This is a genomic window from Amycolatopsis sp. NBC_00438, from assembly GCF_036026695.1.
Taxonomy (GTDB): domain Bacteria; phylum Actinomycetota; class Actinomycetes; order Mycobacteriales; family Pseudonocardiaceae; genus Amycolatopsis.
In genome coordinates, this window is sequence record NZ_CP107923.1 from 7,434,384 (window position 1) to 7,459,607 (window position 25,224).

A 25,224-nucleotide genomic window follows, 5' to 3' on the forward strand; every position below is an offset into this window, starting at 1 on the left:
TCCGCGTCAGGCGAGCCCGAGCAGCGAACCCAGGCTGTTCAGGCTGACGCCGGGGCTGCCCACGATGCCGGGCACGCCCCGGGTGTTCCGCTCCTCGGCCAGCTCCTCGGCCGGCCGGTTCGCGTTCGCCGCGACGTCGCTGTTGCTCGGCGCGACCGGGACCCCGCCGTACGGCGCGTTCTGCGCGCCGCGCACGTTGATCGGGCTGCCCTTCGGTTCGGCACAGTACGCGTCTTCCTTCGCCGGCTTCGCCGAAAGGTCGGCCCCGGTCCGGTACTGCTGGTAAGGGATGTAGCCCTTGGTGCACGCCGGCGGGTTGAAGAGGTTGAGCACCAGCCCGAGGTGCGCGGTGCCGTCGCCGGGCGCGACGCTGCTGGCCGCGCCGGCCAGCGCCGGGTAGGTCACCAGGCCCTGTTCGATGCCGTCCAGCCGGGTCACGGTCAGGTTGGCCGTGGTGAGCAGGTTCGCCGTCAGCGCGCCGAGGCCGGGCCCCGACTCCTGCAGCACCTGGCTGATCTGCGTCGCCACCTGCGGCGTGATGCCGATGAGCTTGCGCAGGTCGCCGTCGGAGTTCTTCAGCGTGCCGGTCAGCTGGTTGAGGCTCTTGCTGAACGACGCGAAGTTCGCCGCCTCGTCGTTCTGCGTGTCGAGCACCTGGCCGCCGGCGTCGAGCAGCTGGATCGTCTGCGGCAGGTACTGCTGAGCCGTCGTGGTGAAGCTGCGCGCGGTGTCGAGCAGCTTCTGCAGGTCGCCGCCGGTGCCGCGGAACGCGTCGTAGGACTCGTCGACGACGGTGCGCAGCGAGTCGACCGGGACCGACGCCGCGAGCGAGTCGAGGTCGCCGATCAGCCGGTCGGTGCTGACCGGGGTGGTCGTCTTGGTCGCCGGGATCACCGAGCCGCCCGCGAGGTACGGGCCTTTGTCGGCCTTCGGCCGCAGGTCGACGTACTGCTCGCCGACGGCCGAGCGGTTGGCGACGACGGCGTCGAGGTCCGCGGGGACCTGCGGCGCCGACGGGTCGATGTTGAGGTCGGCCTCCAGCCCGGTCTGGGTGAGCCGCAGCTCCCCCACCCGGCCGACGTTGAAGCCGCGGTAGGTCACCTCGGCGTTGGTGAAGATGCCGCCCGACTCGTTGAGCTCGAGCTTCACCGTGTAACCGCTGTTGCCGAACACCGTGCCGAGCCCGGCGAACCGGATCAGCGCGTACACGATCGCGGCGATGGAGATGATCGCGAACGCGACCAGCTGGAACCTCGTCCTGCGCACCAGCATCAGCCGTTACCTCCCGACAGGAGACCGAAGAGCCCGGACAGGCCGGACGTCTTCCCGGGTTGACCCGACTGACCGCTTTCACCCGGGATGGGCAGCGGTGGCGGCTGGTTGGCGGGCGTGCCGTCCACCCCGCCGGTCAGGCCCGGGAGCGGGAGCTGGCCGTTGAGGATGTTCTGCCGGCTGTTGCCCAGGTTGCTGACGATGGTCTGCAGGTTCAGGTCGACCTTGGCGTAGAGGTTGAAGTAGTCGCCCTTGACGCCGTTGACGGCCTGGTCGCTGAACGGGAACGTCAGCAGGATCTGCAGCGCCTTCGGCAGGTCGTTGCCCGCCTCGCCGAGCTTCTGCAGCGTCGGCGTCAGCGCCTTCAGGTCGGCGACGAGGTCCTTCTGCGACGCGTTCACCGTCTCGGTGGCGACGCCGGAGAGGTTGTCCAGCGCGTTGAGCATGGTGACGAGCTGGCCGCGCTGCGACTCGAGCACACCGAGGCCGGGCCCGAGGTTGTCGACCGCGCCGACCAGCTTGTCCTTCTGGTCGTTGAGCGTCGAAGAGAGCCGGTTCAGCCCGTCGATGGCCCGGGTGATGTTCTTCGACTGGTTGTCCAGGTTGGTGACCAGCAGGTTCGCGTTGTCCAGCAGCGCCTTGATGTCCGGCTCGCGGCCCGACGTGGCGTTGTTGAGCTCCTTGGTGATGGTGTTGAGCTGGTCGACACCACCGCCGTTGAGCAGCAGGGACAACGCGCCGAGCAGCTCTTCGACCTCGACGCTGCGGTTCGTCCGGGCCAGCGGGATCGTCGCGTTGTCGGCGAGCTTGCCCTGGGCCTGGTCGTCACCGGGCGACGCGAGCTCGACGTACTTCTCGCCGAGCAGGCTGGACTGCTTCACGTTGGCCAGCGCGTTGGCCGGCAGCTTGACGTCGCCGTTGACCTTGAGGGTCACCAGCGCGTGCCAGCCGTCCTTGGTGAGGCCGACGTTCTCGACCTGCCCGATCGGCACCTCGTTGACCTTCACGCCCGCCTTCGGCGTCAGGTCGAGGACGTCCCGGAACTCGACGTTCACCGTGTACGGGTGGTCGCCGAGGTCGGCGCCGCCGGGCAGCGGCAGGTCGTAGATGCCCTTGAACGAGCAGCCGGTGAGCACCAGCGCAGACGCCGTCACCAGCGCTCCGACGGTCAGCAGCTTCCTCACTGGCCACCTCCGTAGAGCTGCCCGGCGATGGGCAGCGGCAAGGGCGGCAGCTGACCGGACTGCAGGGCCTGCAGGGTCTGCGCCAGGGACGGCAGCGGGATCACCTTGTCGACCACGCCGGCGATGTTCTCGCAGGCGTTGCCGAGCACGTCCGGGATGCTGTTGGTGCCGACCTGCTTGAGCAGCCGGCAGATCATCACCAGCGGCGGCTGGGTCAGCTCGTTGAGGTTCGGCCGGGCGTCGAGCGTGCCGGCCGCGCCGTTGTAGGTGTTGACCAGGTTGCTCAGGCCGACCGGCGCGACGTCGAGGATCTCGGCGAGCGAGCTGCGCTGGTCGACGAGCACGTTGGTGATCCCGGCCAGTTTGTCCACATTGGACTTGAGCCGGTCGTGGTTCTGGTCGATGAACGCCTGCACCGAGGTGAGCGTGGTGCCCAGCTGCTGCACGGTCGCGGCCAGGTTGTCCTTTTCGGACGCCAGGTAGCCGCTGACGTCGGCGAGCTGGCCCTCGAAGTTGCGGACCTGGCCGTCGGAGTCGGCCAGCGACTGCGAGAACTTGCCGAGGTTCTCGACCGTGGAGAACAGGTCGTCCTTGTTGCCGGCCAGCGTGCCGGCCGCCTGGCCGAGCTTGGTGATCGTGTCGTGCAGGGCCTGGCCGTTGCCGTCGACGTTGGCCGCCGCGGTGTTCAGCAGGTTCGACAGCGACCCCTGCTTGTTGACGCCGTTCGGGCCGAGGGTCTCGCTGACCTTGGCCAGGCTGGCGGCGAGCTGGTCGACCTCGAGCGGCACCTCGGTGCGGTCGAGGCCGATGACCGCGCCGTCGGAGATCCGCGGGCCGCCGGTGTAGGCCGGGGCCAGCTGGACGTAGCGGTCCGAAACCAGCGACGGCGCCACGATCAGCGCCTTGGCGTCGGCCGGGACGGCGACCGAGCGGTCGTACTCGAACTCGACCTTCACCTGGTTGCCCATGGGCTGGATCTTGGTGACCGTGCCCATGTCGACGCCGAGCATCCGCACGCTGTTGCCCTCGTACAGGCCGACGGTGCCGGCGAAGTACGCGGTCAGGTGGTTGCGGCCGGCGTCCTTGAGCGTCCACCAGATCCCGCCGGCGACGACGAGCGCGAGGACGATCGCGATGGTGAAGGCCCGGGTCAGGGACTGGCCGAAGCGGGTGTCACTCATTTCGTGTAGCACCCCTCTTCGTTGAGCGGACCGAACGACGGCAGGACCAGGCCGCAGATGTAGTTGTCGAACCAGCGGCCGTTGCCGATGGTGTTGGTGAAGACGCGGATGAACGGCGCGAACTTCGCGATGCCCTGGCCCAGCGCGTCCTGGTTGCGCTGCAGCATCGACGTCAGCTGGTCGAGCTGGGTGAGCACCGGGTCCAGCTGCTTGCCGTTGTCGTCGATCAGGCCCTGCAGCTGCGTCGCGAGTTCGCGGGAGCCGTTGAGCAGCGCCGTGATCGCGTCCTCGCGCTTGGCCAGCTCGCCGAGCAGCGCGTTGCCGTCGGTGAGCAGCTTCTGCACCTCGGCGTCGCGGTCGACCAGCGTCTGCGACACCTCGCGGGTGTTGGCCAGCAGGTTCGACAGCTGGCTGTCGCGCGAGGCGATCGTGTCGGACAGCTTCGACAGCCCCGACAGCGCGCCCTTCACGTCCTGCGGCGTGTTGGCGAAGGTCCCCGAGATGGTGTCGAAGCTCTGCGCCAGCTGCTTGGTGTCGATGTCGTCGACGGTCTGCGAAAGCCCGCGGAAGGCGTCGAGGACGTCGTAGGGGGCCATCGTGCGGTCGCGCGGGATGGCGGCGCCCGGGTTCAGCGCGCCCTCCCCCTGCGGGTCCAGCGACAGGTACTTCTGGCCGAGCAGCGTCTTGATCTTGATCGCGGCACTGGTCCGGTCGCCCAGCCAGGCGTCCTTGACCTTGAACGAGACCTTCACCGACGCGCCGTCGAGCTCGATGTCGCTGATCTTGCCGACCTTGACGCCGGCGATCCGGACGTCGTTGTCGGTCTGCAGCCCGGACGCCTCGCTGAACTCGGCGGTGTAGGTCGTGCCCCCGCCGATCACCGGCAGGTCCTCGGAGTTCAGCGCGGCGATGAACGCGAGCGCGAGGACGGCGATGCCGACCAGCGCGATCGGGACGGGGTTGCGCTTCTGGAAGGACTTCATCCCGTGCACCTCGCCCGGTTGAGCGGCACCAGCGGGATCGGGACGTTGTTGATCAGTGGCGGCAAGCTGACGCTCCCGGAGAACTCGCAGGCGTAGAAGTTGAACCAGGAGCCGTAGTCCGCGGTGCGGGTCAGCGTGCTGACCTTCTCCGGCAGGAACTGGATGAAGTGCTCCAGCTCCGGCTCGTTCTTGTTGAGCTTGTCGGTCAGCGTGCCCAGCGCGCTGATGTCGTTCTTCAGCGGTTCGCGGACCTCGCCGAGCAGACCGGACGTCGTCTGGGCCAGGTTGCCGAGGCTCTCGATCGCGTCGCCGATCGGCTTGCGGTCCGCGGCCAGCCCGGACACCAGCTGCTGCAGCTTCACGATCAGGTCGTTGAGCTGCGGGGTGTGCGCGTTGACCGTGTCGAGCACCGAGTTGAGGTTGTCGATGACCTGGCCGATGACCTGGTCCTTGTCGGCGATCGTGGTGGCCAGCGACGCGGTGTGCGACAGCAGGCTCTCCACGGTGCCGCCCTCACCCTGCAGGACCTGGATGACCTCGTAGGACAGCTTGTTGACGTCGTCCGGGTTGAGCGCGGTGAACAGCGGCTTGAAGCCGTTGAACAGCTCGGTCAGGTCCAGCGCCGGCTGCGTCCGCTCCAGCGGGATGGTGCCGCCGGGGCCGAGCGTCTTGCCGGAGCTGTCGGCACCCTCGCCGAGCGAGACGTAGCGCTGGCCGACCAGGTTGCGGAACTTGATCTGCGCGGTCACCCCGGCGGGCAGCTGCCGGCCGGCGTCGACCTCGAACTCGACCTCGGCCTGGCGCTTGTCGACGATCTTGACGTCCTTGACCTGCCCGACCCGGACGCCGGCGATGCGGACGTCGTCGTTGGGCAGCAGGAGCGTCGCGTCGGTGAAGCGCGCCTTGTAGGCGTTGGTGCTGGTCGTGTTGATGTTGGCGATGCTGATCCCGAGGATCGTCGTGAACAGCACGGTGACGACCACGAAGACGCCGAGCTTGATCAGCGGTGCGAGCAGACCCCTCATTTGACCGTCACCTCCGCGCCGCGGTAGAGCGGGCCGACGAGCAGCGCGCTCCAGCTGGGGACGTCCGCGGCGTTCATGCCGAGCTGCGGGCCCAGCAGGTCGGCCAGGAAGCCCTGCTCCGCCGTCGAGTAGGCCAGATTGCCGCCGGAGCCGTTGCCGCCGGTCGCGTCGGCCTTGAAGTTGGCCGGGTTGAGGCCCTCACCGACGGTCTTCGGGGCGGTCTGGTGCTTCGTGCCGTCCTGGAAGGCGCCGTCCGGCGGCTCCGAGGGGAACGGGTTCGGCAGCTTGTCCGAGTCGTAGCACCGCGGGCCGCGCTTGTCGTCGAACCGCGGCTCTTCCTTGCCCGCCTCGTACGGCGCGCGCGGCACGACGACCTCGATCGTCGCGTGCAGGCCGGGCTGGTTGGTGCCCTTGCCCAGCGCCTGGTCGATCAGCGGGACGTTCTTGGCCATCTGGGAGATCACGCAGGGGTACTCCGGCGCGTACTTCGCCAGCAGCTCGGCCGTCGGCCGGGCGGTGGAGGCGAGGGAGATGATGTTGTCCTTGTTGTTCTGCAGGAACGTCTGCAGGTCCACGGAAGCCTGGGTCAGGGTGCCGTAGAGGTTCGACAGGTTCTGCTGCTGGTCGACCACCGTGCGGGTGGTCGTGCTCAGGTTGTCGAGGCTCTGCACCAGGTCCGGCGCCGAGTCCTTGAGGTGGTCGGAGAACTCCGCGAGTGCCTTGAGGTTGTGCTGCAGCTCCGGCTCGTGCGGGTTCAGCTCGCCGATGTAGCTGCCCAGCTGCGTCAGCGTGTCGCCGAGCTGGTCGCCGCGGCCGGACAGCGCGGTCGAGATCGCGGTGAGCGTCGCCGACAGCTTCTGCGGCTGGACCGCCTGCAGCACCGGGAGCAGGTGCGAGAACGCCTGCTCCAGCTCGACCGCGCTCGACGTCCGGTCCTGCGGGATGACGTCGCCGGTGGCCAGCGTCTTCGACGACGGCTTGGCCGGGATCTCCAGCGAGACGAAGCGCTCACCGAAGAGCGTCTTCGGCAGGAACCGGGCCGAGACGTTCTCCGGGATCAGCTTCGCCGACTCGGGGTTCAGGGCGAGCGTCAGCTCCGCGCCGTCGGCGGTGGCCGAGATGTCCTTGACCGAGCCGACGATCAGCCCGCGGACCTTGACGTCGGACTGCTGGATCAGCTGGTTGCCGATCTTGTCGGCCTGCAGCTTCACCGTGACGAACGAGGTGAACGCCTTGTCGTAGAGCGCGATCGAAAGCGCCACGCCGCCGACCATCACGGCGACCAGGAGCAGGCCGAGCAGCCTGCGTCGCAACGTGGTCATCCCGCGATCCTTACCGTGACGTCGGTTCCCCAGATGGCGAACCCGATGAAGAAGTTCATGATCGAGACCGTGACGATCGAGAGCCGGACCGCCTTGCCCACCGCGACGCCGACACCGGCCGGGCCGCCGGTCGCCCGGTACCCGAAGTAGCAGTGCGACAGGATGATCAGGACGCTGAAGAGCAGCACCTTGATGAACGAATAGAGCACGTCCTGCGGTGGCAGGAAGAGATCGAAGTAATGGTCGTAAGTACCGGCCGACTGGTTGTAGATGTAGATCACGACCAGTCTCGACGCGAGGTACGAGCTCAGCAGCCCGATGATGTAGAGCGGGATGACCGCGACGAACCCGGCGATGATCCGGGTCGTCACCAGGTACGGCAGGCTCGGCACGCCCATCACCTCGAGCGCGTCGATCTCCTCGGAGATCCGCATCGCGCCGAGCTGCGCGGTGAACCCGGCGCCGACCGTCGCGCTCAAGGCGAGCCCGGCGACCAGCGGCGCGATCTCGCGGGTGTTGAAGAACGCCGTCAGGAAGCCGGTGAAGGCCGACGTCCCGATGGAGTTCAGCGCCGAGTAGCCCTGGAGGCCGACGAGGACACCGGTGAACAGCGTCAGGCCGACCATCACGCCGACCGTGCCGCCGATGACCGCCAGCGAGCCGGAGCCGAAGCTCACCTCGGCCAGCAGCCGGAGCACTTCCTTGGTGTAGCGGCGCAGGGTCCGCGGCGTCCACAGCAGCGCGCGGCCGTAGAACGACATCTGGTCACCCAAGGTGTCCAGTGTCTGGAGGGGTCGGTTGGCGACGCGTTTCGCGCCCTGGAGGAACGTCATGGCGCTAGTCCAGCTTTCCGGGCACGATCTGCAGGTAGATCAGGGTGATCACGAAGTTCACGACGAACAGCATCAGGAACGTGATGACCACCGACTGGTTCACCGCGTCCCCGACGCCCTTGGGGCCGCCGGAGGGGTTCAGACCCCGGTAGGACGCGACGACGGCGGCGATGAACCCGAAGATCAGCGCCTTCAGTTCACCGACCCACAGGTCGGGCAGCTGGGCCAGGGCCGAGAAGCTCGCCAGGTACGCACCCGGCGTCCCGCCCTGCAGCACGACGTTGAAGAAGTAGCCGCCCAGCACGCCGATGACGCTGACCATGCCGTTGAGCAGCAGCGCGACGAGCATCATCGCGAGGGTGCGCGGCACGATCAGCCGCTGCACCGCGGAGACGCCCAGCACCTCCATCGCGGCGATCTCTTCGCGGATGGTGCGCGCCCCGATGTCAGCACAGACGGCGGAGCCGCCCGCGCCCGCCACCAGCAGCGCGGTGACCAGCGGACTGGCCTGCTGCACGGTGGCGAGCACGGAGCCCGCGCCGGTGTAGGACTGCGCGCCCAGCTGGCGGGCGAGCGAACCGAACTGCAGCGAGATGACCGCGCCGAAGGGGATGGCCACCAGGGCCGTCGGCAGGATCGTCACACTCGCGATGAACCAGGCCTGCTGGATGAACTCCCGCAGCTGGAACGGGCGCTGGAAGATGCCACGAACGATGTCGAGGCCGAGGGCGAACAGGTTCCCGGTTTCGCGGAGGATGCCGATCCCGGGGATCTTCGCCTGTGAAGCGGGAGAACTCACCTGCCACCTGGCCCGTTGTTCGGCGGCGGTGGCATCCGGTGCGAGCCACCGGGTCTCGGCTGCTGGCCGCCGGGGATCCGGGCCACCTGCTCGGCGGGCAGCTGGCCGTGGTGCTGGTCCGGCACGCCGTCACCCTGGCGCGCGCCGGCCGGGACCTGCTGCTGTTGCTGCTGCTGGGCCCGGGCCACCTGCCGCGGGCTGACGCCGTAGTGGCGCTGCTCCTCGGGGCTCAGCGAAGCGATGATGCCCTGCTGCGCGGCGTCCGGCAGCCGGTGCATGATCTCCATGACCCGGTCCTTGCGGCGGACCGCGCCCATCCGCTGCGGCACTCCCGGCGTCGTCTGCATCTGCGGCGGCACACCCGAGATGTCCTCGACGCCACCGGCGTGGTGCCCGGCGTCGAACATCGCCTGCTCGGCGGCCATCTGCGCGGAGTCCTTCTCCTCGGACATGCCGATCGGACCCTGCATCTTGCCGTTGAGGAACTGCTTGACGACCGGCTCTTCGCTGGTCAGCAGCACCTCGCGCGGGCCGAACATGACCAGTTCCTTGCGGAAGAGCATGCCCAGGTTGTCCGGCACGGTCCGGGCCAGGTTGATGTTGTGCGTGACGATCAGGAACGTCGCGTCGATCTGCGCGTTGACGTCGAGGAACAGCTGCGAGATGTAGGTGGTGCGGACCGGGTCGAGGCCGGAGTCCGGCTCGTCGACCAGGATGATCTCGGGGTCCAGCACGAGGGCGCGGGCCAGGCCGGCGCGCTTGCGCATCCCGCCGGAGATCTCGCCCGGCAGCTTCTTGTCGGCGCCGGCGAGACCGGTCATCTCGAGCTTCTCGCGGACGATCTGCCGGATCTCGGTCTCGGACTTCTTCGTGTGCTCCCGCAGCGGGAACGCGACGTTGTCGTAGAGGTTCATCGAGCCGAACAGCGCGCCGTCCTGGAAGAGGACGCCGAAGAGCTTCCGGATCTCGTAGAGCTTGTGCTCGGAGCAGGTGACGATGTCCACCCCGTTGATCACGCAGCGGCCGCGGTCGGGCTTGAGCAGCCCGATCATCGACTTGAGGAACACCGACTTGCCGGTTCCCGACGGACCGAGCATCGCCGACACTTCGCCCGGAGGCAGCGTCAACGTGACGTCCCGCCAGATGGCCTGCTTACCGAAGGACTTCGTCAGACCTTCGATGACCACCTCGGCACCCATCGCACCTCCAGGAGCTGTTCCGCGTCATTGCGCCCGCTGCCACACCCATGCCACCCACGTCGGCGGCGGGTGCGGGCCTGGCACCCCATGAACCCGCGTCAACCAGGTGCAACGAGCTGAGTGCGAACAGGTTACTCACGAGTTTTCTTTTCTGGCCAGCCCCGACGGCATCGTCATCCCGCCGTGATCGGCAACAGGCAGCAACTTAGTCCACGGATTGCGTGGTCGCAGGGCAACCGAACCCCGAACCCACGATTTAGGGACCCGGGGGCCGAACGGACACCACTCCTAGGGGATCCGACACGAAAGGGGCGGGCACCCGGTGGGTGCCCGCCCCTTCACGAGGTGGTGCAAGGCGCTTGCGCGCCCGGGATCACTTGATGGAGATCTTGGCGCCCGCAGCCTCGAGCTTCTCCTTGGCGGCCTCGGCGGCCTCCTTGTCGACCTTCTCCAGGAGGGCCTTGGGAGCGGCCTCGACCAGCTCCTTGGCCTCCTTCAGGCCCAGACCCGAGACGACCTCACGGACGACCTTGATGACCTGGATCTTCTTGTCGCCCGCGCCCTCGAGGATGACGTCGAACTCGTCCTGCTCCTCGACCGGGGCGGCAGCGGCGGCGGCGGGGCCGGCCATGACGGCGGCCGGCGCGGCGGCGGTGACGTCGAAGGTCTCCTCGAACTCCTTCACGAACTCGGACAGCTCGAGGAGGGTGAGCTCCTTGAAGGCGTCGATCAGCTCGGCGGTGCTCAGCTTCGCCATGATGGCTTCCTCTCAGAAAAACGAACTAAAAAACGTTCGGGGTGGGGGGTGGATCAGCTCTCGGCGGGTGCTTCGGCTGCTTCGGTACCGGTGGCGTTGCGCTGCTTCTCCTCCAGCGCGGCAGCCAGGCGGGCGACCTGGGACGCCGGCGCCTGGAACAGCGCGGCGGCCTGGGACAGCTTCGCCTTGAACGCGCCCGCCGCCTTGGCGAGCAGGACCTCACGGCTGTCGAGATCGGCGATCTTGTTGATCTCGTCCACGGACAGCGCTTTGCCGTCCATGTAGCCGCCCTTGATCACAAGCGCGTTGTTGTCCTTCGCGAAGTCGCGAAGCGCCTTGGCGGCGTCGACAGCTTCACCCTCGACGAAGGCAATGGCGGTCGCGCCGACGAACAGGTCTTCGAGCCCCGTGACGCCGGCGTCCTCAGCGGCACGCTTGACGAGGGTGTTCTTAGCGACCCGGTACTTGGCACTGGTGCCGAGAGCGCGGCGCAGCTGGGACAGCTGGGACACGGAGAGGCCGGTGTACTGGGTAACGACGGTGGCCGAGCTGTTGCGGAAGCTCTCCGCGATCTCGGCGACGGCCGCCACCTTGTCGGGCTTCGCCATGGTCGCCTCCTCTCTTGGCTAGTGTTTCCACTGGCCCGAAGAGCCCCCGAAACGACGAAACGCCCTCGCGCAACAGGCGCGGGGCGTTGTACGGCACACAAAGTGCCGAGCCTCGTTCCTCCTGCGCGGGCCGCCCGGCAATGCGGGGCCTTCGTTCCTCGTGTCCGTGGGGGCACTCGGATAACCAGCGGTCTTCGGTAGAACCGTGGACAACTATACCTGGTGGGTTCGACGGCCGTTGTCCGCCCCCTCCCCTGACCTGCGTTTAGGGCGGCTGGGGGTTCCTTCGTGAGCTTCGGCGGGCATCATGGTCACGTGGCGGAGCAGCGTGATGACGGAAAGCCGGGCGCGGAAGTCGAACCGGCGGGCTCGAACACGCCCGCCACTCCGCCTTCTCCGCCACCGATCGACCAGGCGGAGCTGGAGCAGTTCCGCCAGTTCCAGCAGTTCCAGGACTACCTGCGATTCACCCAGACCCAGCAGGGCAACCAGCCTGCCCCAGCCCAGGGGGCGGGGCAGGTCCAGCCGTATTCGGCCACGCAGTATTCGGGCGGCGGCCAGCCACCGCTGCCGCCGGGCCCGTCACGTGAGGTCGTCCCGGCCGAGCGCCACCCACGGCGTCCCGCACCGAAGTGGCTGACGTGGCTGGGCAAGAAGGTCATCGCCTGGGTGCTGGCGTTCGTGGTGCTGGCGGTGGCCGGAACGTGGCTGTACAACCACTTCTTCCCCAGCGACGCGGGAAAGACGTCAGCGGAACTCGCCCAAGAGGGCGGCGGGACCTACCACACGAACCACATCTACTCGACGAACCCTTACGAGGCTGTGCGGTTCGTTTACCACAACATCGCCCAAGGCCGCGTGGACGACGCGTGCGGCCGCTTCCAGAACGAGGGCCAGCACGACATCCAGACCCAGTTCGCCCAGGACATCGCCCAGACGTTCCGCCAGAACGCCGCCCAGACCGACTGCAAGAAGGCCGTCGAGTTCCTCTCGTCCCAGGTGACGAACAAGAACGACTACGCCGAGTCGTTGCCGTCGTATGTTTCGGAACCTCTGCCGGGCAACACCGTCACCATCGATTCCTGCACCTTCGACATCAAAGCCGGCCCCGCGCTGGGGGTCTTCACGGTCACGAAGGTCGAGAAGGACCAGTGGCTGATCACCGGCCACGCCATCGGCCCGGCGAAGTGCAGCGGCGTCCCCTCCACGACCACGCCCACGGGCTGAAGCCGGATCGTCTCAGCGCGGGTGCGGGGCCGACAGGAACGACACCAGGGCCTCCGAGAACGCCGGGGCCATGACTGCCGTCATGTGGTCGCCTGGGATGCGGACCAGGCGTGCTCCCGCGATCGCCGCCGCCAGGCGTTCCGGCTCTGCGGCCAGGACGTCCTGGTCGCCCGCCAGCACCAGCGTCGGGACGCCGATTGCCGACACGTCCACGACTCCCTCGCGTGACGCCAGTGCCACCGCCGCCAGGGCCTGGCGGTCGCCGCCGACCGCGTCGGCCAGGAGGCGGAACGGGACTCCGGATGGCGGGACCGTTGTCGGGTCTTCCGCCAGCAGTGCCGAGGCGATCTCCGCCGGCTTCACCACGCGGAGGTCGACGCCGCCGAAGTCGACGATGCCTGAGCCCACGCCCCCCGTTGCCAGGCGGCGGATGCGTTTGTCCGCCGCCGTTGCGGCCAGGGCGATGATCGCGCCCATCGAGTAGCCGACCATCGAGACCTCGTCGAGGGCCAGCTCGTCCAGCAGCGCGGAGACGTCGCGGGCCATCGTGGCTTCGGTGTAGCGGGACTCGTCGTGCGGCTTCTCGGAACGGCCGTGGCCGCGGGCGTCGAGGGAGATGACCGTGAAGCCGGCCTTGCGCAGGGCGGCGACGACGCCGGTGGCGATCCAGTTCGCGTTCGTGTCGGCGGCGAAACCGTGCTGCAGCAGCACCGGGCGGGCGGCTTGGGCGGCACCGTCGCCCTCCCACACGGTGTAGTTCAGCTGGAGCCCGTCGAACGACGCGAATGTCGGCATGACGTCCATAAGACACGAAAAAAGGGCGCCCCCGCAGCAAGCGGGGGCGCCCTTTCCGGTGATGTCCGACTCAGACGTTCGCGTCCTCGGAGAGGAGGTTGCGGGTCCGCAGCGGGTCGACCGGGATGCCCGGGCCCATCGTCGTGGTGAAGGTGACCTTCTTCAGGTAACGGCCCTTCGCCGACGACGGCTTGGCGCGGAGGATCTCGTCCAGCGCCGCCGCGTAGTTCTCGACCAGCTTCTCGGTGTCGAAAGAAGCCTTGCCGATCACCAGGTGCAGGTTGGCCTGCTTGTCGACGCGGAAGTTGATCTTACCGCCCTTGATGTCCTGGATCGCCTTCGTGACCGCCGGGGTCACGGTGCCCGTCTTCGGGTTCGGCATCAGGCCACGCGGGCCGAGGATCCGGGCGATGCGGCCCACCTTGGCCATCTGGTCCGGCGTCGCGATCGCGGCGTCGAAGTCGAGCCAGCCACCCTGGATGCGCTCGATCAGCTCGTCGGTGCCGACCGCGTCGGCGCCGGCGGCTTCGGCCTCGGCGGCCTTGTCGCCGACGGCGAAGACGATGACGCGGGCGGTCTTACCGGTGCCGTGCGGCAGGTTCACGGTGCCGCGGACCATCTGGTCGGCCTTGCGCGGGTCCACACCGAGACGCATCGCGACCTCGACGGTCGCGTCCATCTTGGTCTTGGAGGTTTCCTTCGCCAGCTTCGCGGCGTCGAGAGGCGCGTACAGCCGCGCCTTGTCGATCAGCTCCGCAGCCTGGCGGTAAGCCTTGCTGTGCTTGGTCATGCTTCTGTCCTTAACTTCTCAAAACGGATCAGTGTGGTGACGAGCCGCACCGGGCTCTCCCACGGGGCGCGAAATCGCGCCGGTTTCTGGACCGAGCGATTCGATCGGCCCCTCGGGCCGAGCGGATCGGGAGGGAAGAAATCGGCTTCAGGCGATTTCGCCGCCTCGACGGAGTCGAGGCAGAAGACTCAGACGACCGTGATGCCCATGGAACGGGCGGTGCCGGCGATGATCTTCGCCGCCTGGTCGATGTCGTGCGCGTTGAGGTCGGTCTCCTTGGTCTTGGCGATCTCGCGGACCTGGTCCCAAGTGACCTTGGCGACCTTGGTCTTGTGCGGCTCGCCGGAGCCCTTCTCGACACCAGCGGCCTTGAGCAGCAGGCGCGCGGCCGGCGGCGTCTTCAGCTTGAAGTCGAACGACCGGTCTTCGTACACGGAGATCTCGACCGGGACGACGTCCCCACGCTGCGACTCGGTCGCGGCGTTGTAGGCCTTGCAGAACTCCATGATGTTGACGCCGTGCTGGCCCAGAGCCGGGCCGACCGGCGGAGCGGGGTTGGCCGCGCCCGCCTTGATCTGCAGCTTGATGATCGCCGCAAGCTTCTTCTTCTTGGGTGGCATTTCTTTTCCTGTCCTGTACTACGTTCCCCGCGTACCTGCCGTGGACGTGGGGACTGCGACCGCGCGGCGGTCGTCAGATCTTGGAGACCTGCGTGAACGACAGCTCGACCGGGGTCTCCCGGCCGAAGATCGACACCAGGACCTTCAGCTTCTGCCCGTCGACGTTGACCTCGGAGATCGTCGCCGGCAGGGTCGCGAACGGGCCGTCCATGACCGTGACCGACTCGCCGATCTCGAAGTCGACCTCGACGGCCGGGCCGCCGAGCGGAGCCGCGGACGTACCGGACTCGCCCTTGCCGCCCTTCGCCGGGGCTTCCTTCTCGACGCGCGGGGCGAGGAACTTCAGCACCTCGTCCACGGTCAGCGGCGATGGCCGCGAAGTGGCGCCGACGAACCCGGTGACACCCGGCGTGTTGCGCACCGCGCTCCACGAGGCGTCGTTCAGGTCCATCCGGACCAGGATGTAGCCGGGCAGCACCTTGCGCTGCACCTGCTTGCGCTGGCCGTTCTTGATCTCGGTGACCTCTTCGGTCGGGACCTCGATCTGGAAGATGTAGTCCTCGACGTCCAGCGTCGTGGTCCGGGTCTCGAGGTTGGTCTTCACCTTGTTCTCGTACCCGGCGTAGGAGTGCACGACGTACCACTCGCCCGGCGCGGCCACCAGCTCGGCGCGCAACGTGGCGACCGGGTCGTCGTCCGCCGCGGCGGGCTCGGCCTCGGTGTCGTCCGAGGCCACCTCGCCGGCGTCGGAGTCTCCGGCGTCGTCGGAGTCAGTGGCGTCTTCGGCGTCTTCCTCGGAGGCGGCTTCGTCGACCTCTTCGGCTTCGGGCACGTCGACGGGCTCCAAGTGCGCGGACTCCTCGTCACCGAGTGCCGCGTGCACCTGCTCGTCGGAAAGCTCGGTCAGCTCCTGACCGGCTGTTGTGCCGTTGTCGGAGGTCACGTTCCGTCCTCTCAGTTGATCATTGCCGGGGTCAGGCCGGGACCTGAAGCCCCATCGGCGCGCGCCGGGGCGCGTCAGCCGAATACGTGGCCGATGCCCCACTTGAACAGCAGGTCCAGGCCACTCACCAGGGCCACCATGAACACCACGAAGACCAGCACGACCGCGGTGTAGGTGACCATCTGCTTGCGGTTGGGCCAGATGACCTTGCGCAGCTCCGCCCACACCTCGCGGATGAAGCGCACCAGCCGCGCGAACACGGAGGCCTTCTTCGGCTTCTGGTCCCGCTTGGGAGTCGCGGCGCCCTTCGCGTCGGGGGCGGTCTTCTCCCCCGACTTCCCGGCCGGCCGGGTCTTGTCGTCCGCACGTGCCGCGGACTTGCCCGCCGGACGAGCGGTCTGGCGGCGTTCACGCCTGGCTGCGGCTGTGACCGGGCGGGACTGGCTCTCGGGCTTGGACCCGGTGCCGTCCTGCTCCTGCTCGCCGCCGCTGGCGTCGCTGTCGCTCACGACCACTCCTTCGCTCCACCAGTTCCGTTACGCAGGGGTGACAGGACTTGAACCTGCAACCTGCGGTTTTGGAGACCGCTGCTCTGCCAATTGAGCTACACCCCTGTGAGGTCCCGATCGCTCGGGGCCCCGTGGACGCCTTCCAGCATCCCCACCATCCAGGCGGGGATGACCGTAGTGCTTTCCAAGTCCCGAAGTCTACGGCAAGCCTCACGGGAGCCCGCAACCGCGCCCCCCGATCGACCGCCGAACCCCGGTCGGCCAGCGGAAAACCTCCCGCCGACCTGGTGATCATGCCAGGATGTCCGCCATGACGAGCAACCCGGTGAGCGGGACACGACTCGGGCTCGCCCTGCCCCAGTACGGCGCACTCGCCGATCCCGCCGCCGTCGCGCGCTTCGCCGTCGCCGCGGAGGACCTCGGCTTCGGGTCACTGTGGGTCGGCGACCGGATCCTGACGCCGCTCGAGCCGTCGGACCTCTACCCGGGCGGCGGGACGCCGGAGCACCCGTACCCGGAGGAGTTCAAGACCTTCGCCGACCCCTTCACGACGCTGGCGACGGCGGCGGCGGTGACGCGCACGGTCCGCTTGGGGATGAGCGCCCTGACCGGGCCCGTCTATTCCCCCGTCCTGCTCGCCAGGGCGCTGACCTCGCTCGACCTCGCCAGTTCGGGACGGCTGGACGTCGGCCTCGGGCTCGGCTGGCTGCGCGAGGAGTACTTCGCGACGGGCGTGCCGTGGGAGGGCCGTGGCCGGCGGCTCGACGCGGTGCTCGACGCGCTCGAGGCGATCTGGACCGGGGACCCGGTGGCGCACGACGGCCCGCAGTGGCGGATCGCGCCGTCGACGGTCGGCCTGCGCCCGGCGCAGGACCCGCGGCCGCCGGTGCTGCTCGGCGGCTTCGCACCGCCGGCGCTGGCCCGCATCGGCCGCCGCGCGGACGGCTGGCTGGCCGGCTGGATGCCCCGGCAGTACCTGAAGGGCCTCTGGGCGGTCGCGCTCGAAACGGCCGAAAAAGCCGGCCGGGACCCCGGCACCCTGCGGCGGGTACTGCGGATCAACCCGCGCGCGGGCACCAGGGTCGAGTCGGTCGCGGACGTCCTGCCGTGCCTGGACGTGGCCCGCGAAGAGGGCATCACGGAGGTGCTGGTCGACCTGCACTACGTCGCGAAGGACGTCGACCACGCACTGGAGCTGGCCGGCGAACTGGCCGGCTGAGCCCTCAGGACTCGCTGTCGGCGAGCGTGGCGAGCGCCTGCGCCTTGGCCGCGTACTTCCAGTTGGCGAGGTCGCGGATCGTCTTGATCTTCAGTTCGGCGAGCAGTTCGTCGTGCTTCGGCGTGAGCCCCTCGAGCGCGGACGGCGGCGCGTCCAGCAGCTCCTTGATCGACTTGTCCTCGTAAGCCTTGTCGACGAGCTTGTTCAGGTTCAGGCCCACAGCGCTATTCCTGCCTTCCTCGGTTTCGACTACGGAACGGGCCCCACCCTCGCTGTGATCGTCGTCTCACGCAACCCTCGTTCCCTCACTCAGGTTCACCCACTCAAAGCCGGATAGTTCTAGTACAGTTAGAACTATGCTCGTTCGGATCGATCCGAGTTCGCCCGTCCCGCTCTTCGAACAGGTGGCGGGTTCCCTCCGCCGCGCCCTCGCCGAGGGGAGCCCGGCGCAGGGTGACCAGCTGCCGCCGGCCCGGGAGCTGGCGACGTCGCTCGAGATCAACGTCCACACCGTGCTGCGGGCGTACGCGCTGCTTCGCGACGAAGGCCTCATCGACCTGCGAAGACGGCGTGGTGCGGTCGTGCTCGGCGGCGCGCCGTCGCGAGCGCGGCTCACCGAGCTGGTCGCGGAAGTCGTCGACGAGGCGAAACGTGCGGGCGTCGGCCTGGACGAGCTCACCGGGGTGATCAAGGAGAAGTACTCATGACCAAGCTGATCCGGGTCCTGACCGCGACGGCCGTGCTGCCGGGTGCGGTCCTGGCCGTCGCCGCCGTCCTCGCGAGCGCGTGGCGGGACCGGCTGCCCGACCCCCTCGCGACGCACTGGAGCGACGGGCCCGACAACGCCGACTCACTCGGGCTGTTCGTCACCGTGTGCCTGGCGCTCGGCGTGGTCGTGACCGCGGTCATGGTGGTGATCGCCGTCGTCGCGCTGCGCAACGGGCGACCGCTGCCGCGGCCGGCCGTCGGGCTGGGCGCCGGGCTCGCCGTGATGCCGTCCGCCGTCCTCCTGTCGACGCTCGTGCTGAACCTCGACGCGCCGGACTGGCACCAGGCCCGCGGCGGCGCCCTCGTCCTGCTCTTCCTGCTGGGTGTGGCCGTGCTCGGCGTCGTGGCGGCGTTCGCCGGCGGCCTGCCCACGCCGCCCCGCGAGCACCGGGCCGGGACGAACCGGCCGAGTGTCGGGCTCCAGCCGGGGCAGCGGGCGTTCTGGTCGGGCCGGGCGGCGAACCCGGCGATGCTCTGGGCGCTGCTGGCGATCCCCGGCGCGATCGCGTTCCTGCCCGCTGGGCTCCCGTGGCCGACGGCCGTCTGGATCGGCTTCGTGGGCGCGGTGGTCGCGGCGTTGACGTACCGGCTGCGGGCGAAGGTGGACGGCACGGGCGTGACGATCCGCTTCGGCCTCCTCGGCTTCCCGTGGCGGCACCTCGAGCTGAGCGACGTCCGCGAGGCCACCGTGCGCGAGCTGACGACGTTCGGCGACGGCGGGCTCGGCCTGCGCTTCAACTCGGTCACCGGCACGACGGCGTACAAGGTGCGCGGCGGCCCGGCGCTGGAGCTGACCCTGGCGAACGGCCGGACCGTGCTGGTGAGCGTCGACGACCCGGAAACCGGCGCCGGCCTGGTGAACGACCTGATCGCGCAGGGCGTCACCCGGATTGACTAGGTGCGCGGAGCACGACGGCCGGTAGAAACGGACTAGTGGCGAAAAAGAGCGGTGGCGGCGGCTGCCTCGTGGTCGTGCTCGTGGTCGGGTTGCTGATCTTCGGGTACTACAAGTGGCAGCACGGCTCGTCGGCGGCGCCACCGGACGGCGCGGACACCGGCGGCGGCAGCGGCCGCTACGTCGCCCTGGGGGACTCGTACACGTCTTCGCCGCGCACCGGCGGGCAAGCGGGCCAGCCGGCGGGCTGCGAGCGCACGGACGACAACTACCCGCACCTCGTGACGGCCAAGGTGAAGCCGGCCGAGTTCGCCGACGTCAGCTGCGGCGGCGCGACGACCGCGAGCCTGAGCGGCACGCAGAAGACGTCCAACGGATCGAACCCGCCCCAGCTGGACGCGGTCAATGGGAAGACCACGCTGGTGACGCTCGGCATCGGCGGCAACGACGTCGGCTTCCTGGGGATCGCGCCGTCCTGCGCGACAGCGCACCCGTCGGCGTCCCCCTGCAAGGACAAGCTGACGGCGGGCGGGCACGACCAGATCGCCGAGCGGATCGCGAGCACCGCGCCGAAGGTGGGCGCGGTGCTCGACAAGATCCACGCGAAGGCGCCGCAGGCGAAGGTGATCGTGGTCGGCTACCTCACGGTCCTGCCGGACGGCGACGGCTGCTGGCCCGCGCTGCCGTTCGGCTCGGGCGACGTCGCGTACTTCCGCGACGGGCTCGCGAACCTGAACTCGATGCTCGAGGACCAGGCGAAGTCCCACCGCGCGGGCTACGCCGACACGGCCACGCCGGGCAAGGGCCACGACGTGTGCGCCGACTCGGACAAGCGCTGGGTGGAGGGCCTGCTGCCGGCCTCGCCCGCCGCGCCGATGCACCCCAACGCGCGCGGCGAGCAGGGCATGGCCGACGTCGTGGTGACCCTGCTGAAGCTGCCGTAGCTGTCCGTGAAGGCCTCCTTGAGGGACTCAGAGTCCCTCAAGGAGGCCTTCACGGACAGCCGGGTACCGCGGCGGTCAGACGCGGACCAGGGCCTGGGGCTTGCCCAGCACGGTCTTGCCGTCGGACTTCACCACGAGGTCGATGCGGGCGATGCCGTCGTCCTGCAGGGCGCCGACCTTGCCCGTGATCTCCACCAGCGCGCCGTCGGGCGTGTTCGGGACGACCACCGGGCGCGTGAAGCGGGCGCTGAAGTCGACCAGGCGGCCCGGGTCGCCGAGCCAGTCCGTCACGACGCGGCCGGACACGGCCATCGTGAGCATGCCGTGCGCGATGACGTCGGGGAGGCCGACCTCCTTCGCGAACGCCTCGTTCCAGTGGATCGGGTTGAAGTCGAGCGCGGCCCCGGCGTAGCGGACCAGCTGGTCGCGGGTGATGCGGACCTCGAGGGCGGGCAGTTCGTCTCCGACGTTCACGCGTCCTCCCCCCGCACCACGAGCTGCGCGCGCGTGGTGGCGATGTGCGCGCCGGCGCTGTCGGTGATCTCGGCGCGCAGGTTGATGAAGTCGTTGCCGGCCCGGGCCATGATCCGGTCGATGTGCGTCGTCAGCAGCAGCACGTCGCCGGCGTGGGCCGGGCGGCTGTAGGAGAACTGCTGGTCGCCGTGCACCATCCGCGAGTAGTCGAGGCCGAGCTCGGGGTCGGTGACGATCGCGTTGATCGAGGCGAGGTTGATGATCGTGAGGAACGTCGGGGGCGCGATGACGTCCGGGTGACCGGCGCCGCGCGCTGCCTCCGGGTCCCGGTAGACCGGGTTCTGGTCGCCGATCGCGTCGGCGAACTCCCGGATCTTCTCCCGGCTCACTTCGTAGCTGGTCTGCGGCGGGTAAACCCGTCCGGTGAACGACTCGTCCAAGGGCACCGGTGGAGGCTACCAACAGCAAGAAGCCGCCCCGGTGGTCCAGGGCGGCTTCGTGAAAGCTGGTGAGAACGCGCTACGTCAGCGGGTTTCCTTGTGCGTCCGGTGCGTACCGCAGTTCGGGCAGAACTTCTTCATCTCCAGGCGATCCGGGTTGTTGCGCCGGTTCTTCTTGGTGATGTAGTTGCGGTGCTTGCACTCTTCGCACGCCAGCGTGATCTTGGGTCGCACGTCGGTGGCAGCCACAGCGTTTCCTTCTCTCTCAGGTCCCGGGGCGAGCCCCAGTCGTTACCGCGTAGCGGTGGCCGGACTTGAACCGGCGACACAGCGATTATGAGCCGCTTGCTCTGCCAGCTGAGCTACACCGCCCTACATGACCCAAGCCGCGACACGCAGGCGTGACGCGGCTGAGGTCGTGAGCCCCTTTACGGAATCGAACCGTAGACCTTCTCCTTACCATGGAGACGCTCTGCCGACTGAGCTAAAGGGGCCTGTGCCTCTCGCGAGGACTTGGAAAGATTACCAAGTCCCTTCACCCGGCCGTGCAACCGGGGTCCCGTTAGGGCAAAACCTCAGGTCAGCAGGGTCAGGACGGTCTCCGAGTGCCGCCCCGGCGAGCGCGCGGTGCGGGCCTGCAGCCACGCCTCCAGGCGGTCCTCCGGCAGCGGCCGCGAGATGAGGTAGCCCTGGGCGACGTCGCAGCCCATCGCCTCGAGCTGGTCGCGCGCGACGTCCTCTTCGACGCCTTCCGCGACCACCGTCAGGCCCAGCGAGTGGCCCAGCTCGACGATCGAGCGGACCACGGCCAGGTCGCCGAGGTCGGTGCCCATGCCGAGGACGAAGCTCTTGTCGATCTTGACCTGGTCGACCGGCAGCTGCCGCAGGTAGGCCAGCGACGAGTAACCGGTGCCGAAGTCGTCGACGGCGAGCGTGATGCCCAGCGAGTGCAGCTCGCGCAGGATCGGCAGTGCCTTCTGCGGGTCGGACATCACGCCGGACTCGGTCAGCTCGAACGTCAGCAGCTCGGGCGGGATGCCCACGCGGTCCAGCTCGCGGGCCACCTTGTTCGGGAAGTCCTCGTCGGCGAGGTTGCGCACCGACAGGTTGACCGCCACCGAGATCCGCAGGCCCTCGTCGAGCCACTTGCGGCAGCGCTTGAGGGCCTCGCCGAGCACGAACGACGTCAGCACGCCGATCAGGCCGGCCGCCTCGATGGCCGGGACGAACTCGTCCGGGCCGAGCCGGCCGAACTCCGGGTGCACCCAGCGCACCAGCGCCTCGACGCCGGCCACCTGGCGGTTCGGCAGGGTGATCTTCGGCTGGTAGTGGACGCTGACCTGGCCGTCTTCGAGGGACTGCCGGAACTGCGTGACCATCTGGAAGCGACGCAGGAAGATCTGGCCCATGCTCGGCACGTAGCCGCGGACCTCTTCGCCGCCCTTGGTAGCGCGAACAGCGACGTCGGCGCGCTGCAGCAGGCCTTCGATGTCGACGGCGTCGCCCGATTCCTCCGCGGACGTCGTCGCGTAGCCGATCATCGCGTTGGCCTCGACCGAAAGCCGGTCCACCGGGTACGGCGCGGACAGCTCTTCGCGCAGCCGCTCGGCCGCGTGGTGGGCGTCCTCCGGCGGGGTGCCGACGAGCAGCGCCGCGAACGACGCGCCCTCGAGCCGGGCGAGCGGGACGTCCGGGCCGAGCGCGTCGCGGATGCGGCGGCCGGCGGCGATGACCATCCGGTCGGCCCAGGCGTAGCCCAGCGCGTCGGAGACCGTCGAGAAGACGTCGAGGTCGATCCGCAGCACCACGGCGTTCGCGAAGTCCCGCAACGGTTCCTTCGCCACCTGCCGGAAGCCCGGCCGGTTGAGGTGCCCGGTGAGCGGGTCGTGGTAGGCGTCGTGGCGCAGGGTCGCGAGCAGCCGCCGGTTGTCCAGCGACGTCGCGAGGTGGCTGGCCATCGTGCCGAGCAGCTGGACGTCGTACTTGCCGAAACCGCGCCAGCGGGACAGCCGGTCGTGCGCCTCGACGACGCCGAGCAGCTGGTTCGCGCTGCGCAGCGGGACGACAAGCGCCTCCTGCGCGCCGCGGTCGAGCAGCGCCGCGCGGACGTCGGGGTTGGCCTCGGTGATCCGGAAGTGCCGGACGTGCGCGCCGGGCAGGCGCAGCAGCGGGTCGTCGGCGCCCGGGTCGGCGGCGGGCAGGTCGTCGCCCGCGACGACCACGCGCATGGTGTCCTTCGGCTCCAGCCGCAACCGCAGCACGACGCGGCCGGCGGCGAGCTGGTCCTTGATGCGCTCGGCGATCGTCGCCCACTCGCGGACGTCGACGCCGCCGACGAGCTCGTCCGCGCGGCTGGCCGGGCGGGCCGCGGCCTGCTGGCCGGAGCGGGCGACCATCAGGCTGACGTCCGAGAGCGCTTCCATGTCCCGCTGCTCGCGCAGCAGGTCGGAGTAGGCCCAGTACAGGGCGGTGAGGCCGAGGAAGACGGCGAGCACCAGCGGCCACGCCTTGGGCGTGTTCGAGATGACGAGGTAGCCGGAGAGGCCGACCGACGCGTTGACGAACCCGACGACCAGGATCCGCGCGGTGAGCCGGACGGCGGTGCTGACCCGCATCCGGCGGCGCAGCACACGCACCGCGGCGAGCGCGAGCAGCGTGCTGACGAGCGGCGCGGTCAGCGTGCCGGCGAGCGCGGCGACCCAGGGGATCTCGCGGCCCGAACCGGCGCCGACGGCGAACTTCACCAGACCGGCGACCGCGAAGGCGCCGGTGATCTCGAGCAGGAACGCGCCCGCGTTGTAGAGGACACGGCCGGCAACCTTCCGCGCGAGCAGTGTGCCGATGCCCGCGACCAGGTGCGCGGCCAGCACGACTTCGAACGGCGCGATGAAGAAACCGATGACGAGCGGGATCTCGGTGAAGGAGATGGTCCACGAGATGCCGCTGCGGACGTCGACGTTGATGCCGAGCTGCTCGGCGAGCAGGAACGCGACCGCGAGCACCGGGCCGATCCACAGCAGCTTGCTGTCCCAGTGGAACGGCAGCCACGAGCCGACCGCGAACGCCGCGACGAGTCCCAGGCTCAGGACCGCGAAGGTGTAGACGCGGAACCGGCGTTCGTCGGTCCGCGCCTCGGCGGAGGCCGCGGGGAGCGGCGCGGCCTCGGGACCGTCCGGCCCGGGCTGCGCCACGGCGTCGCCGCGCGCGTTGGTCTCCGGCATCCGTTCTTCCCTCCCGGCTTGCCCACTGGTCCCTGATCCGTGACGTCAGGTGTGGACAAGGGCCATACCGTACCCCGTAGGGCGTACTCATGTCCCTTTCGAGACAGTAGGAGATCACCCCAGGGTTAACAATGCCTCGATAGCGCTGACCTGCGTGGACCAAGGGGTGAAACCTCGGATGCCCCCTTCCCCGAGACGCCCTCTACGCGTTCCGGGCCGGGTAGCGCTTGAATGTGCCCCATGCACAGCGATGTGATTGCCACCGAACACGCGGCGCGGCTCGCGGCGGTGGACCCCCTCCTCCCCGGCTCCTCCCCCTTCGAGAGCACCGAAAACGCCGTGGTGCTGGACGTCGACCTCGGCGACTCGGCCGCTACCGGGCTCGCGTCCCGCGTCCAGGTGGACCGCGACGCCCCCAACGCGCCGTGGCGCGCGCTCACCGAGCACCGGCTCGACCTCCACCTGGCGGGCCCGCAGCCGGCCGCCGCGCTCGACGCCCTCCTCACCCGATGGGATGAACATCTGCGCGCGGTCGCCGAACCGGGCGACACCGAGACCGCGGCGGTCCTCCCGCGCGCCAGCCGGGACGCCGCCGGCACGCGCGAAATGCTGCACCACGGCTTCGCGCCGCTGCGCGTGGTCGCGGTCCGCCCGGCCGACCGGATGATCCCGGAGGGCCCGCGTGGCACCCCCGGCGTCAAGATCCGCCGGGCCGAGCCCGGCGACCTCGAAACCGCCGTGGCGCTGGGGATGGAGCTGCACTCCTTCGACGCCCAGTACGGCACGGTGAACCTGCGCGAAGGCGTCGCGGACATCCTGGCCAAGGACCTCGCCGAGCAGCTCAACCGGCCGGAACCGCCGCTGTGGATCGCGGAGCTGTACGGCCGCGCGCTCGGCATGGTGAACGTCCAGCACCCGGGCGAGACCGGCTGGATCAGCGACCGTGTCGCCGCCGAGCGCGTCGGCTACCTCTCGTCCTTGGCCGTCGCCGAAGCGGCGCGGTCGTCCGGCGTCGGCACCGCGCTGTCGGCCCACGCCCACCAGGTGCTCGACGAGGAGGGCACCGACGTCGTCCTGCTGCACCACGCCGCGGCGAACCCGCTCTCGACGCCGTTCTGGTACGCCCAGGGTTACCGCCCGCTGTGGACGTACTGGCAGCGTCGCCCAGCAGTTCGGTGAGCTACTGGCGGATTACCCGTCGCACTCCGTCCTTATA

At 69.2% G+C, this 25,224-nt stretch carries 27 protein-coding genes and 3 tRNA genes; 6 read left to right on the plus strand and 24 right to left on the minus strand.

Going from position 1 to position 25,224, the window contains the following annotated elements:
• Nucleotides 1-6 precede the first annotated feature (6 nt).
• From OG494_RS33560 to rplJ, 11 genes are all read right to left on the minus strand, one after another.
• Nucleotides 7-1,272 carry an MlaD family protein gene (locus OG494_RS33560; protein WP_328445567.1) on the minus strand — a complete coding sequence of 422 codons (1,266 nt, stop codon included), beginning with the start codon at nt 1,270-1,272 and terminating at the stop codon, nt 7-9.
• The gene (locus tag OG494_RS33565; RefSeq protein ID WP_328445568.1) at nt 1,272-2,456 is read right to left on the minus strand and encodes an MCE family protein; all 1,185 of its coding nucleotides are present in this window, start codon (nt 2,454-2,456) and stop codon (nt 1,272-1,274) included. Before OG494_RS33565 ends, OG494_RS33560 begins: the two co-directional genes overlap by 1 nt.
• Nucleotides 2,453-3,637 (minus strand): MCE family protein, encoded by a 1,185-nt coding sequence (locus OG494_RS33570; protein ID WP_328445570.1) that lies wholly within the window; start codon nt 3,635-3,637, stop codon nt 2,453-2,455. Before OG494_RS33570 ends, OG494_RS33565 begins: the two co-directional genes overlap by 4 nt.
• Nucleotides 3,634-4,620 (minus strand): MCE family protein, encoded by a 987-nt coding sequence (locus OG494_RS33575; protein ID WP_328445572.1) that lies wholly within the window; start codon nt 4,618-4,620, stop codon nt 3,634-3,636. Before OG494_RS33575 ends, OG494_RS33570 begins: the two co-directional genes overlap by 4 nt.
• A complete protein-coding gene (locus tag OG494_RS33580) occupies nt 4,617-5,645 on the minus strand; it encodes an MCE family protein (protein ID WP_328445574.1) in 1,029 nt (342 codons plus the stop codon). The genes OG494_RS33575 and OG494_RS33580 overlap by 4 nt, the downstream gene beginning before the upstream one ends.
• Nucleotides 5,642-6,967 (minus strand): MCE family protein, encoded by a 1,326-nt coding sequence (locus OG494_RS33585; RefSeq protein WP_328445576.1) that lies wholly within the window; start codon nt 6,965-6,967, stop codon nt 5,642-5,644. The genes OG494_RS33580 and OG494_RS33585 overlap by 4 nt, the downstream gene beginning before the upstream one ends.
• Nucleotides 6,964-7,800: an MlaE family ABC transporter permease gene (locus tag OG494_RS33590; protein WP_003060266.1), complete on the minus strand. Its 837-nt coding sequence runs from the start codon at nt 7,798-7,800 to the stop codon at nt 6,964-6,966. Before OG494_RS33590 ends, OG494_RS33585 begins: the two co-directional genes overlap by 4 nt.
• 4 nt (nt 7,801-7,804) lie before the next feature.
• A complete protein-coding gene (locus OG494_RS33595) occupies nt 7,805-8,599 on the minus strand; it encodes an MlaE family ABC transporter permease (protein ID WP_323329492.1) in 795 nt (264 codons plus the stop codon).
• The gene (locus OG494_RS33600; RefSeq protein ID WP_328445582.1) at nt 8,596-9,798 is read right to left on the minus strand and encodes an ABC transporter ATP-binding protein; all 1,203 of its coding nucleotides are present in this window, start codon (nt 9,796-9,798) and stop codon (nt 8,596-8,598) included. The genes OG494_RS33595 and OG494_RS33600 overlap by 4 nt, the downstream gene beginning before the upstream one ends.
• 373 nt (nt 9,799-10,171) lie before the next feature.
• A complete protein-coding gene (gene rplL / locus OG494_RS33605) occupies nt 10,172-10,555 on the minus strand; it encodes a 50S ribosomal protein L7/L12 (protein WP_328445584.1) in 384 nt (127 codons plus the stop codon).
• Between the two features lie 53 nt (nt 10,556-10,608).
• Nucleotides 10,609-11,163, minus strand: a complete 555-nt coding sequence (gene rplJ, locus OG494_RS33610) for a 50S ribosomal protein L10 (protein WP_328445586.1) — start codon at nt 11,161-11,163, stop codon at nt 10,609-10,611.
• A 315-nt stretch (nt 11,164-11,478) separates the two neighbouring features.
• Between rplJ and OG494_RS33615 the strand changes: the two genes are divergently transcribed.
• The gene (locus OG494_RS33615; RefSeq protein WP_328445588.1) at nt 11,479-12,390 is read left to right on the plus strand and encodes a hypothetical protein; all 912 of its coding nucleotides are present in this window, start codon (nt 11,479-11,481) and stop codon (nt 12,388-12,390) included.
• Between the two features lie 12 nt (nt 12,391-12,402).
• On the opposite strand, the gene OG494_RS33620 is transcribed toward OG494_RS33615, so the two are convergent.
• The 6 genes from OG494_RS33620 to OG494_RS33645 form a co-directional block, all read right to left on the minus strand.
• A complete protein-coding gene (locus OG494_RS33620; RefSeq protein ID WP_328445590.1) occupies nt 12,403-13,185 on the minus strand; it encodes an alpha/beta fold hydrolase in 783 nt (260 codons plus the stop codon).
• Between the two features lie 70 nt (nt 13,186-13,255).
• Nucleotides 13,256-13,975 carry a 50S ribosomal protein L1 gene (gene rplA / locus OG494_RS33625; protein ID WP_328445592.1) on the minus strand — a complete coding sequence of 240 codons (720 nt, stop codon included), beginning with the start codon at nt 13,973-13,975 and terminating at the stop codon, nt 13,256-13,258.
• A gap of 188 nt (nt 13,976-14,163) precedes the next feature.
• Nucleotides 14,164-14,595, minus strand: coding sequence for a 50S ribosomal protein L11 (rplK, locus tag OG494_RS33630; protein ID WP_328445594.1), 432 nt, complete (start codon nt 14,593-14,595; stop codon nt 14,164-14,166).
• A gap of 73 nt (nt 14,596-14,668) precedes the next feature.
• Nucleotides 14,669-15,538, minus strand: coding sequence for a transcription termination/antitermination protein NusG (gene nusG / locus OG494_RS33635; RefSeq protein WP_328445596.1), 870 nt, complete (start codon nt 15,536-15,538; stop codon nt 14,669-14,671).
• Between the two features lie 74 nt (nt 15,539-15,612).
• Nucleotides 15,613-16,053 (minus strand): preprotein translocase subunit SecE, encoded by a 441-nt coding sequence (gene secE, locus OG494_RS33640; protein WP_328445598.1) that lies wholly within the window; start codon nt 16,051-16,053, stop codon nt 15,613-15,615.
• Between the two features lie 26 nt (nt 16,054-16,079).
• Nucleotides 16,080-16,152, minus strand: a tRNA-Trp gene (locus OG494_RS33645).
• A gap of 205 nt (nt 16,153-16,357) precedes the next feature.
• Between OG494_RS33645 and OG494_RS33650 the strand changes: the two genes are divergently transcribed.
• Nucleotides 16,358-17,266, plus strand: coding sequence for a TIGR03619 family F420-dependent LLM class oxidoreductase (locus tag OG494_RS33650; protein WP_328445600.1), 909 nt, complete (start codon nt 16,358-16,360; stop codon nt 17,264-17,266).
• 4 nt (nt 17,267-17,270) lie between these two features.
• Here OG494_RS33650 and OG494_RS33655 read toward each other — a convergent pair whose 3' ends face one another.
• Nucleotides 17,271-17,486: a hypothetical protein gene (locus OG494_RS33655; RefSeq protein ID WP_284747826.1), complete on the minus strand. Its 216-nt coding sequence runs from the start codon at nt 17,484-17,486 to the stop codon at nt 17,271-17,273.
• Between the two features lie 136 nt (nt 17,487-17,622).
• Here OG494_RS33655 and OG494_RS33660 point away from each other — a divergent pair, with 136 nt between their 5' ends.
• The 3 genes from OG494_RS33660 to OG494_RS33670 are packed head-to-tail and all read left to right on the plus strand — an operon-like array spanning nt 17,623 to nt 19,873.
• Nucleotides 17,623-17,973, plus strand: coding sequence for a GntR family transcriptional regulator (locus tag OG494_RS33660; RefSeq protein WP_328445603.1), 351 nt, complete (start codon nt 17,623-17,625; stop codon nt 17,971-17,973).
• Nucleotides 17,970-18,932, plus strand: coding sequence for a hypothetical protein (locus OG494_RS33665; RefSeq protein WP_328445605.1), 963 nt, complete (start codon nt 17,970-17,972; stop codon nt 18,930-18,932). Before OG494_RS33660 ends, OG494_RS33665 begins: the two co-directional genes overlap by 4 nt.
• Before the next feature lie 35 nt (nt 18,933-18,967).
• On the plus strand, nt 18,968-19,873 hold the full coding sequence (locus tag OG494_RS33670) for an SGNH/GDSL hydrolase family protein (RefSeq protein ID WP_328445607.1): 906 nt from the start codon (nt 18,968-18,970) through the stop codon (nt 19,871-19,873).
• Nucleotides 19,874-19,948: 75 nt separating this feature from the next.
• On the opposite strand, the gene OG494_RS33675 is transcribed toward OG494_RS33670, so the two are convergent.
• The 6 genes from OG494_RS33675 to OG494_RS33700 all read right to left on the minus strand — a co-directional run bounded on the left by OG494_RS33675 (nt 19,949) and on the right by OG494_RS33700 (nt 24,008).
• Nucleotides 19,949-20,347, minus strand: coding sequence for a MaoC family dehydratase (locus tag OG494_RS33675; RefSeq protein ID WP_328445609.1), 399 nt, complete (start codon nt 20,345-20,347; stop codon nt 19,949-19,951).
• The gene (locus tag OG494_RS33680; RefSeq protein ID WP_328445611.1) at nt 20,344-20,793 is read right to left on the minus strand and encodes a MaoC family dehydratase N-terminal domain-containing protein; all 450 of its coding nucleotides are present in this window, start codon (nt 20,791-20,793) and stop codon (nt 20,344-20,346) included. Before OG494_RS33680 ends, OG494_RS33675 begins: the two co-directional genes overlap by 4 nt.
• A 78-nt stretch (nt 20,794-20,871) precedes the next feature.
• Nucleotides 20,872-21,036 (minus strand): 50S ribosomal protein L33, encoded by a 165-nt coding sequence (gene rpmG / locus OG494_RS33685; RefSeq protein WP_005152047.1) that lies wholly within the window; start codon nt 21,034-21,036, stop codon nt 20,872-20,874.
• Nucleotides 21,037-21,086: 50 nt separating this feature from the next.
• Nucleotides 21,087-21,159, minus strand: a tRNA-Met gene (locus OG494_RS33690).
• A gap of 49 nt (nt 21,160-21,208) precedes the next feature.
• Nucleotides 21,209-21,281 (minus strand) — tRNA-Thr (locus OG494_RS33695).
• Nucleotides 21,282-21,362: 81 nt separating this feature from the next.
• On the minus strand, nt 21,363-24,008 hold the full coding sequence (locus OG494_RS33700; RefSeq protein WP_328445613.1) for a putative bifunctional diguanylate cyclase/phosphodiesterase: 2,646 nt from the start codon (nt 24,006-24,008) through the stop codon (nt 21,363-21,365).
• Nucleotides 24,009-24,248: 240 nt separating this feature from the next.
• Here OG494_RS33700 and OG494_RS33705 point away from each other — a divergent pair, with 240 nt between their 5' ends.
• Entirely contained in the window at nt 24,249-25,187 is a 939-nt protein-coding gene (locus OG494_RS33705; protein ID WP_328445615.1) for a GNAT family N-acetyltransferase, read from the plus strand.
• Nucleotides 25,188-25,224: the final 37 nt, after the last annotated feature.

What these genes read in the sequence shown, in the direction of transcription:
- OG494_RS33560 (WP_328445567.1), bottom strand. Translation starts at nt 1,272, where the DNA reads ATGCTGGTGCGCAGGACGAGGTTCCAGCTGGTCGCGTTCGCGATCATC.
- OG494_RS33570 (WP_328445570.1), bottom strand. Translation starts at nt 3,637, where the DNA reads ATGAGTGACACCCGCTTCGGCCAGTCCCTGACCCGGGCCTTCACCATC.
- OG494_RS33575 (WP_328445572.1), bottom strand. Translation starts at nt 4,620, where the DNA reads ATGAAGTCCTTCCAGAAGCGCAACCCCGTCCCGATCGCGCTGGTCGGC.
- OG494_RS33580 (WP_328445574.1), bottom strand. Translation starts at nt 5,645, where the DNA reads ATGAGGGGTCTGCTCGCACCGCTGATCAAGCTCGGCGTCTTCGTGGTC.
- OG494_RS33585 (WP_328445576.1), bottom strand. Translation starts at nt 6,967, where the DNA reads ATGACCACGTTGCGACGCAGGCTGCTCGGCCTGCTCCTGGTCGCCGTG.
- OG494_RS33590 (WP_003060266.1), bottom strand. Translation starts at nt 7,800, where the DNA reads ATGACGTTCCTCCAGGGCGCGAAACGCGTCGCCAACCGACCCCTCCAG.
- OG494_RS33600 (WP_328445582.1), bottom strand. Translation starts at nt 9,798, where the DNA reads ATGGGTGCCGAGGTGGTCATCGAAGGTCTGACGAAGTCCTTCGGTAAG.
- rplL (WP_328445584.1), bottom strand. Translation starts at nt 10,555, where the DNA reads ATGGCGAAGCTGAGCACCGCCGAGCTGATCGACGCCTTCAAGGAGCTC.
- rplJ (WP_328445586.1), bottom strand. Translation starts at nt 11,163, where the DNA reads ATGGCGAAGCCCGACAAGGTGGCGGCCGTCGCCGAGATCGCGGAGAGC.
- OG494_RS33620 (WP_328445590.1), bottom strand. Translation starts at nt 13,185, where the DNA reads ATGCCGACATTCGCGTCGTTCGACGGGCTCCAGCTGAACTACACCGTG.
- rplA (WP_328445592.1), bottom strand. Translation starts at nt 13,975, where the DNA reads ATGACCAAGCACAGCAAGGCTTACCGCCAGGCTGCGGAGCTGATCGAC.
- rplK (WP_328445594.1), bottom strand. Translation starts at nt 14,595, where the DNA reads ATGCCACCCAAGAAGAAGAAGCTTGCGGCGATCATCAAGCTGCAGATC.
- OG494_RS33650 (WP_328445600.1), top strand. Translation starts at nt 16,358, where the DNA reads ATGACGAGCAACCCGGTGAGCGGGACACGACTCGGGCTCGCCCTGCCC.
- OG494_RS33660 (WP_328445603.1), top strand. Translation starts at nt 17,623, where the DNA reads ATGCTCGTTCGGATCGATCCGAGTTCGCCCGTCCCGCTCTTCGAACAG.
- OG494_RS33665 (WP_328445605.1), top strand. Translation starts at nt 17,970, where the DNA reads ATGACCAAGCTGATCCGGGTCCTGACCGCGACGGCCGTGCTGCCGGGT.
- OG494_RS33700 (WP_328445613.1), bottom strand. Translation starts at nt 24,008, where the DNA reads ATGCCGGAGACCAACGCGCGCGGCGACGCCGTGGCGCAGCCCGGGCCG.
- OG494_RS33705 (WP_328445615.1), top strand. Translation starts at nt 24,249, where the DNA reads ATGCACAGCGATGTGATTGCCACCGAACACGCGGCGCGGCTCGCGGCG.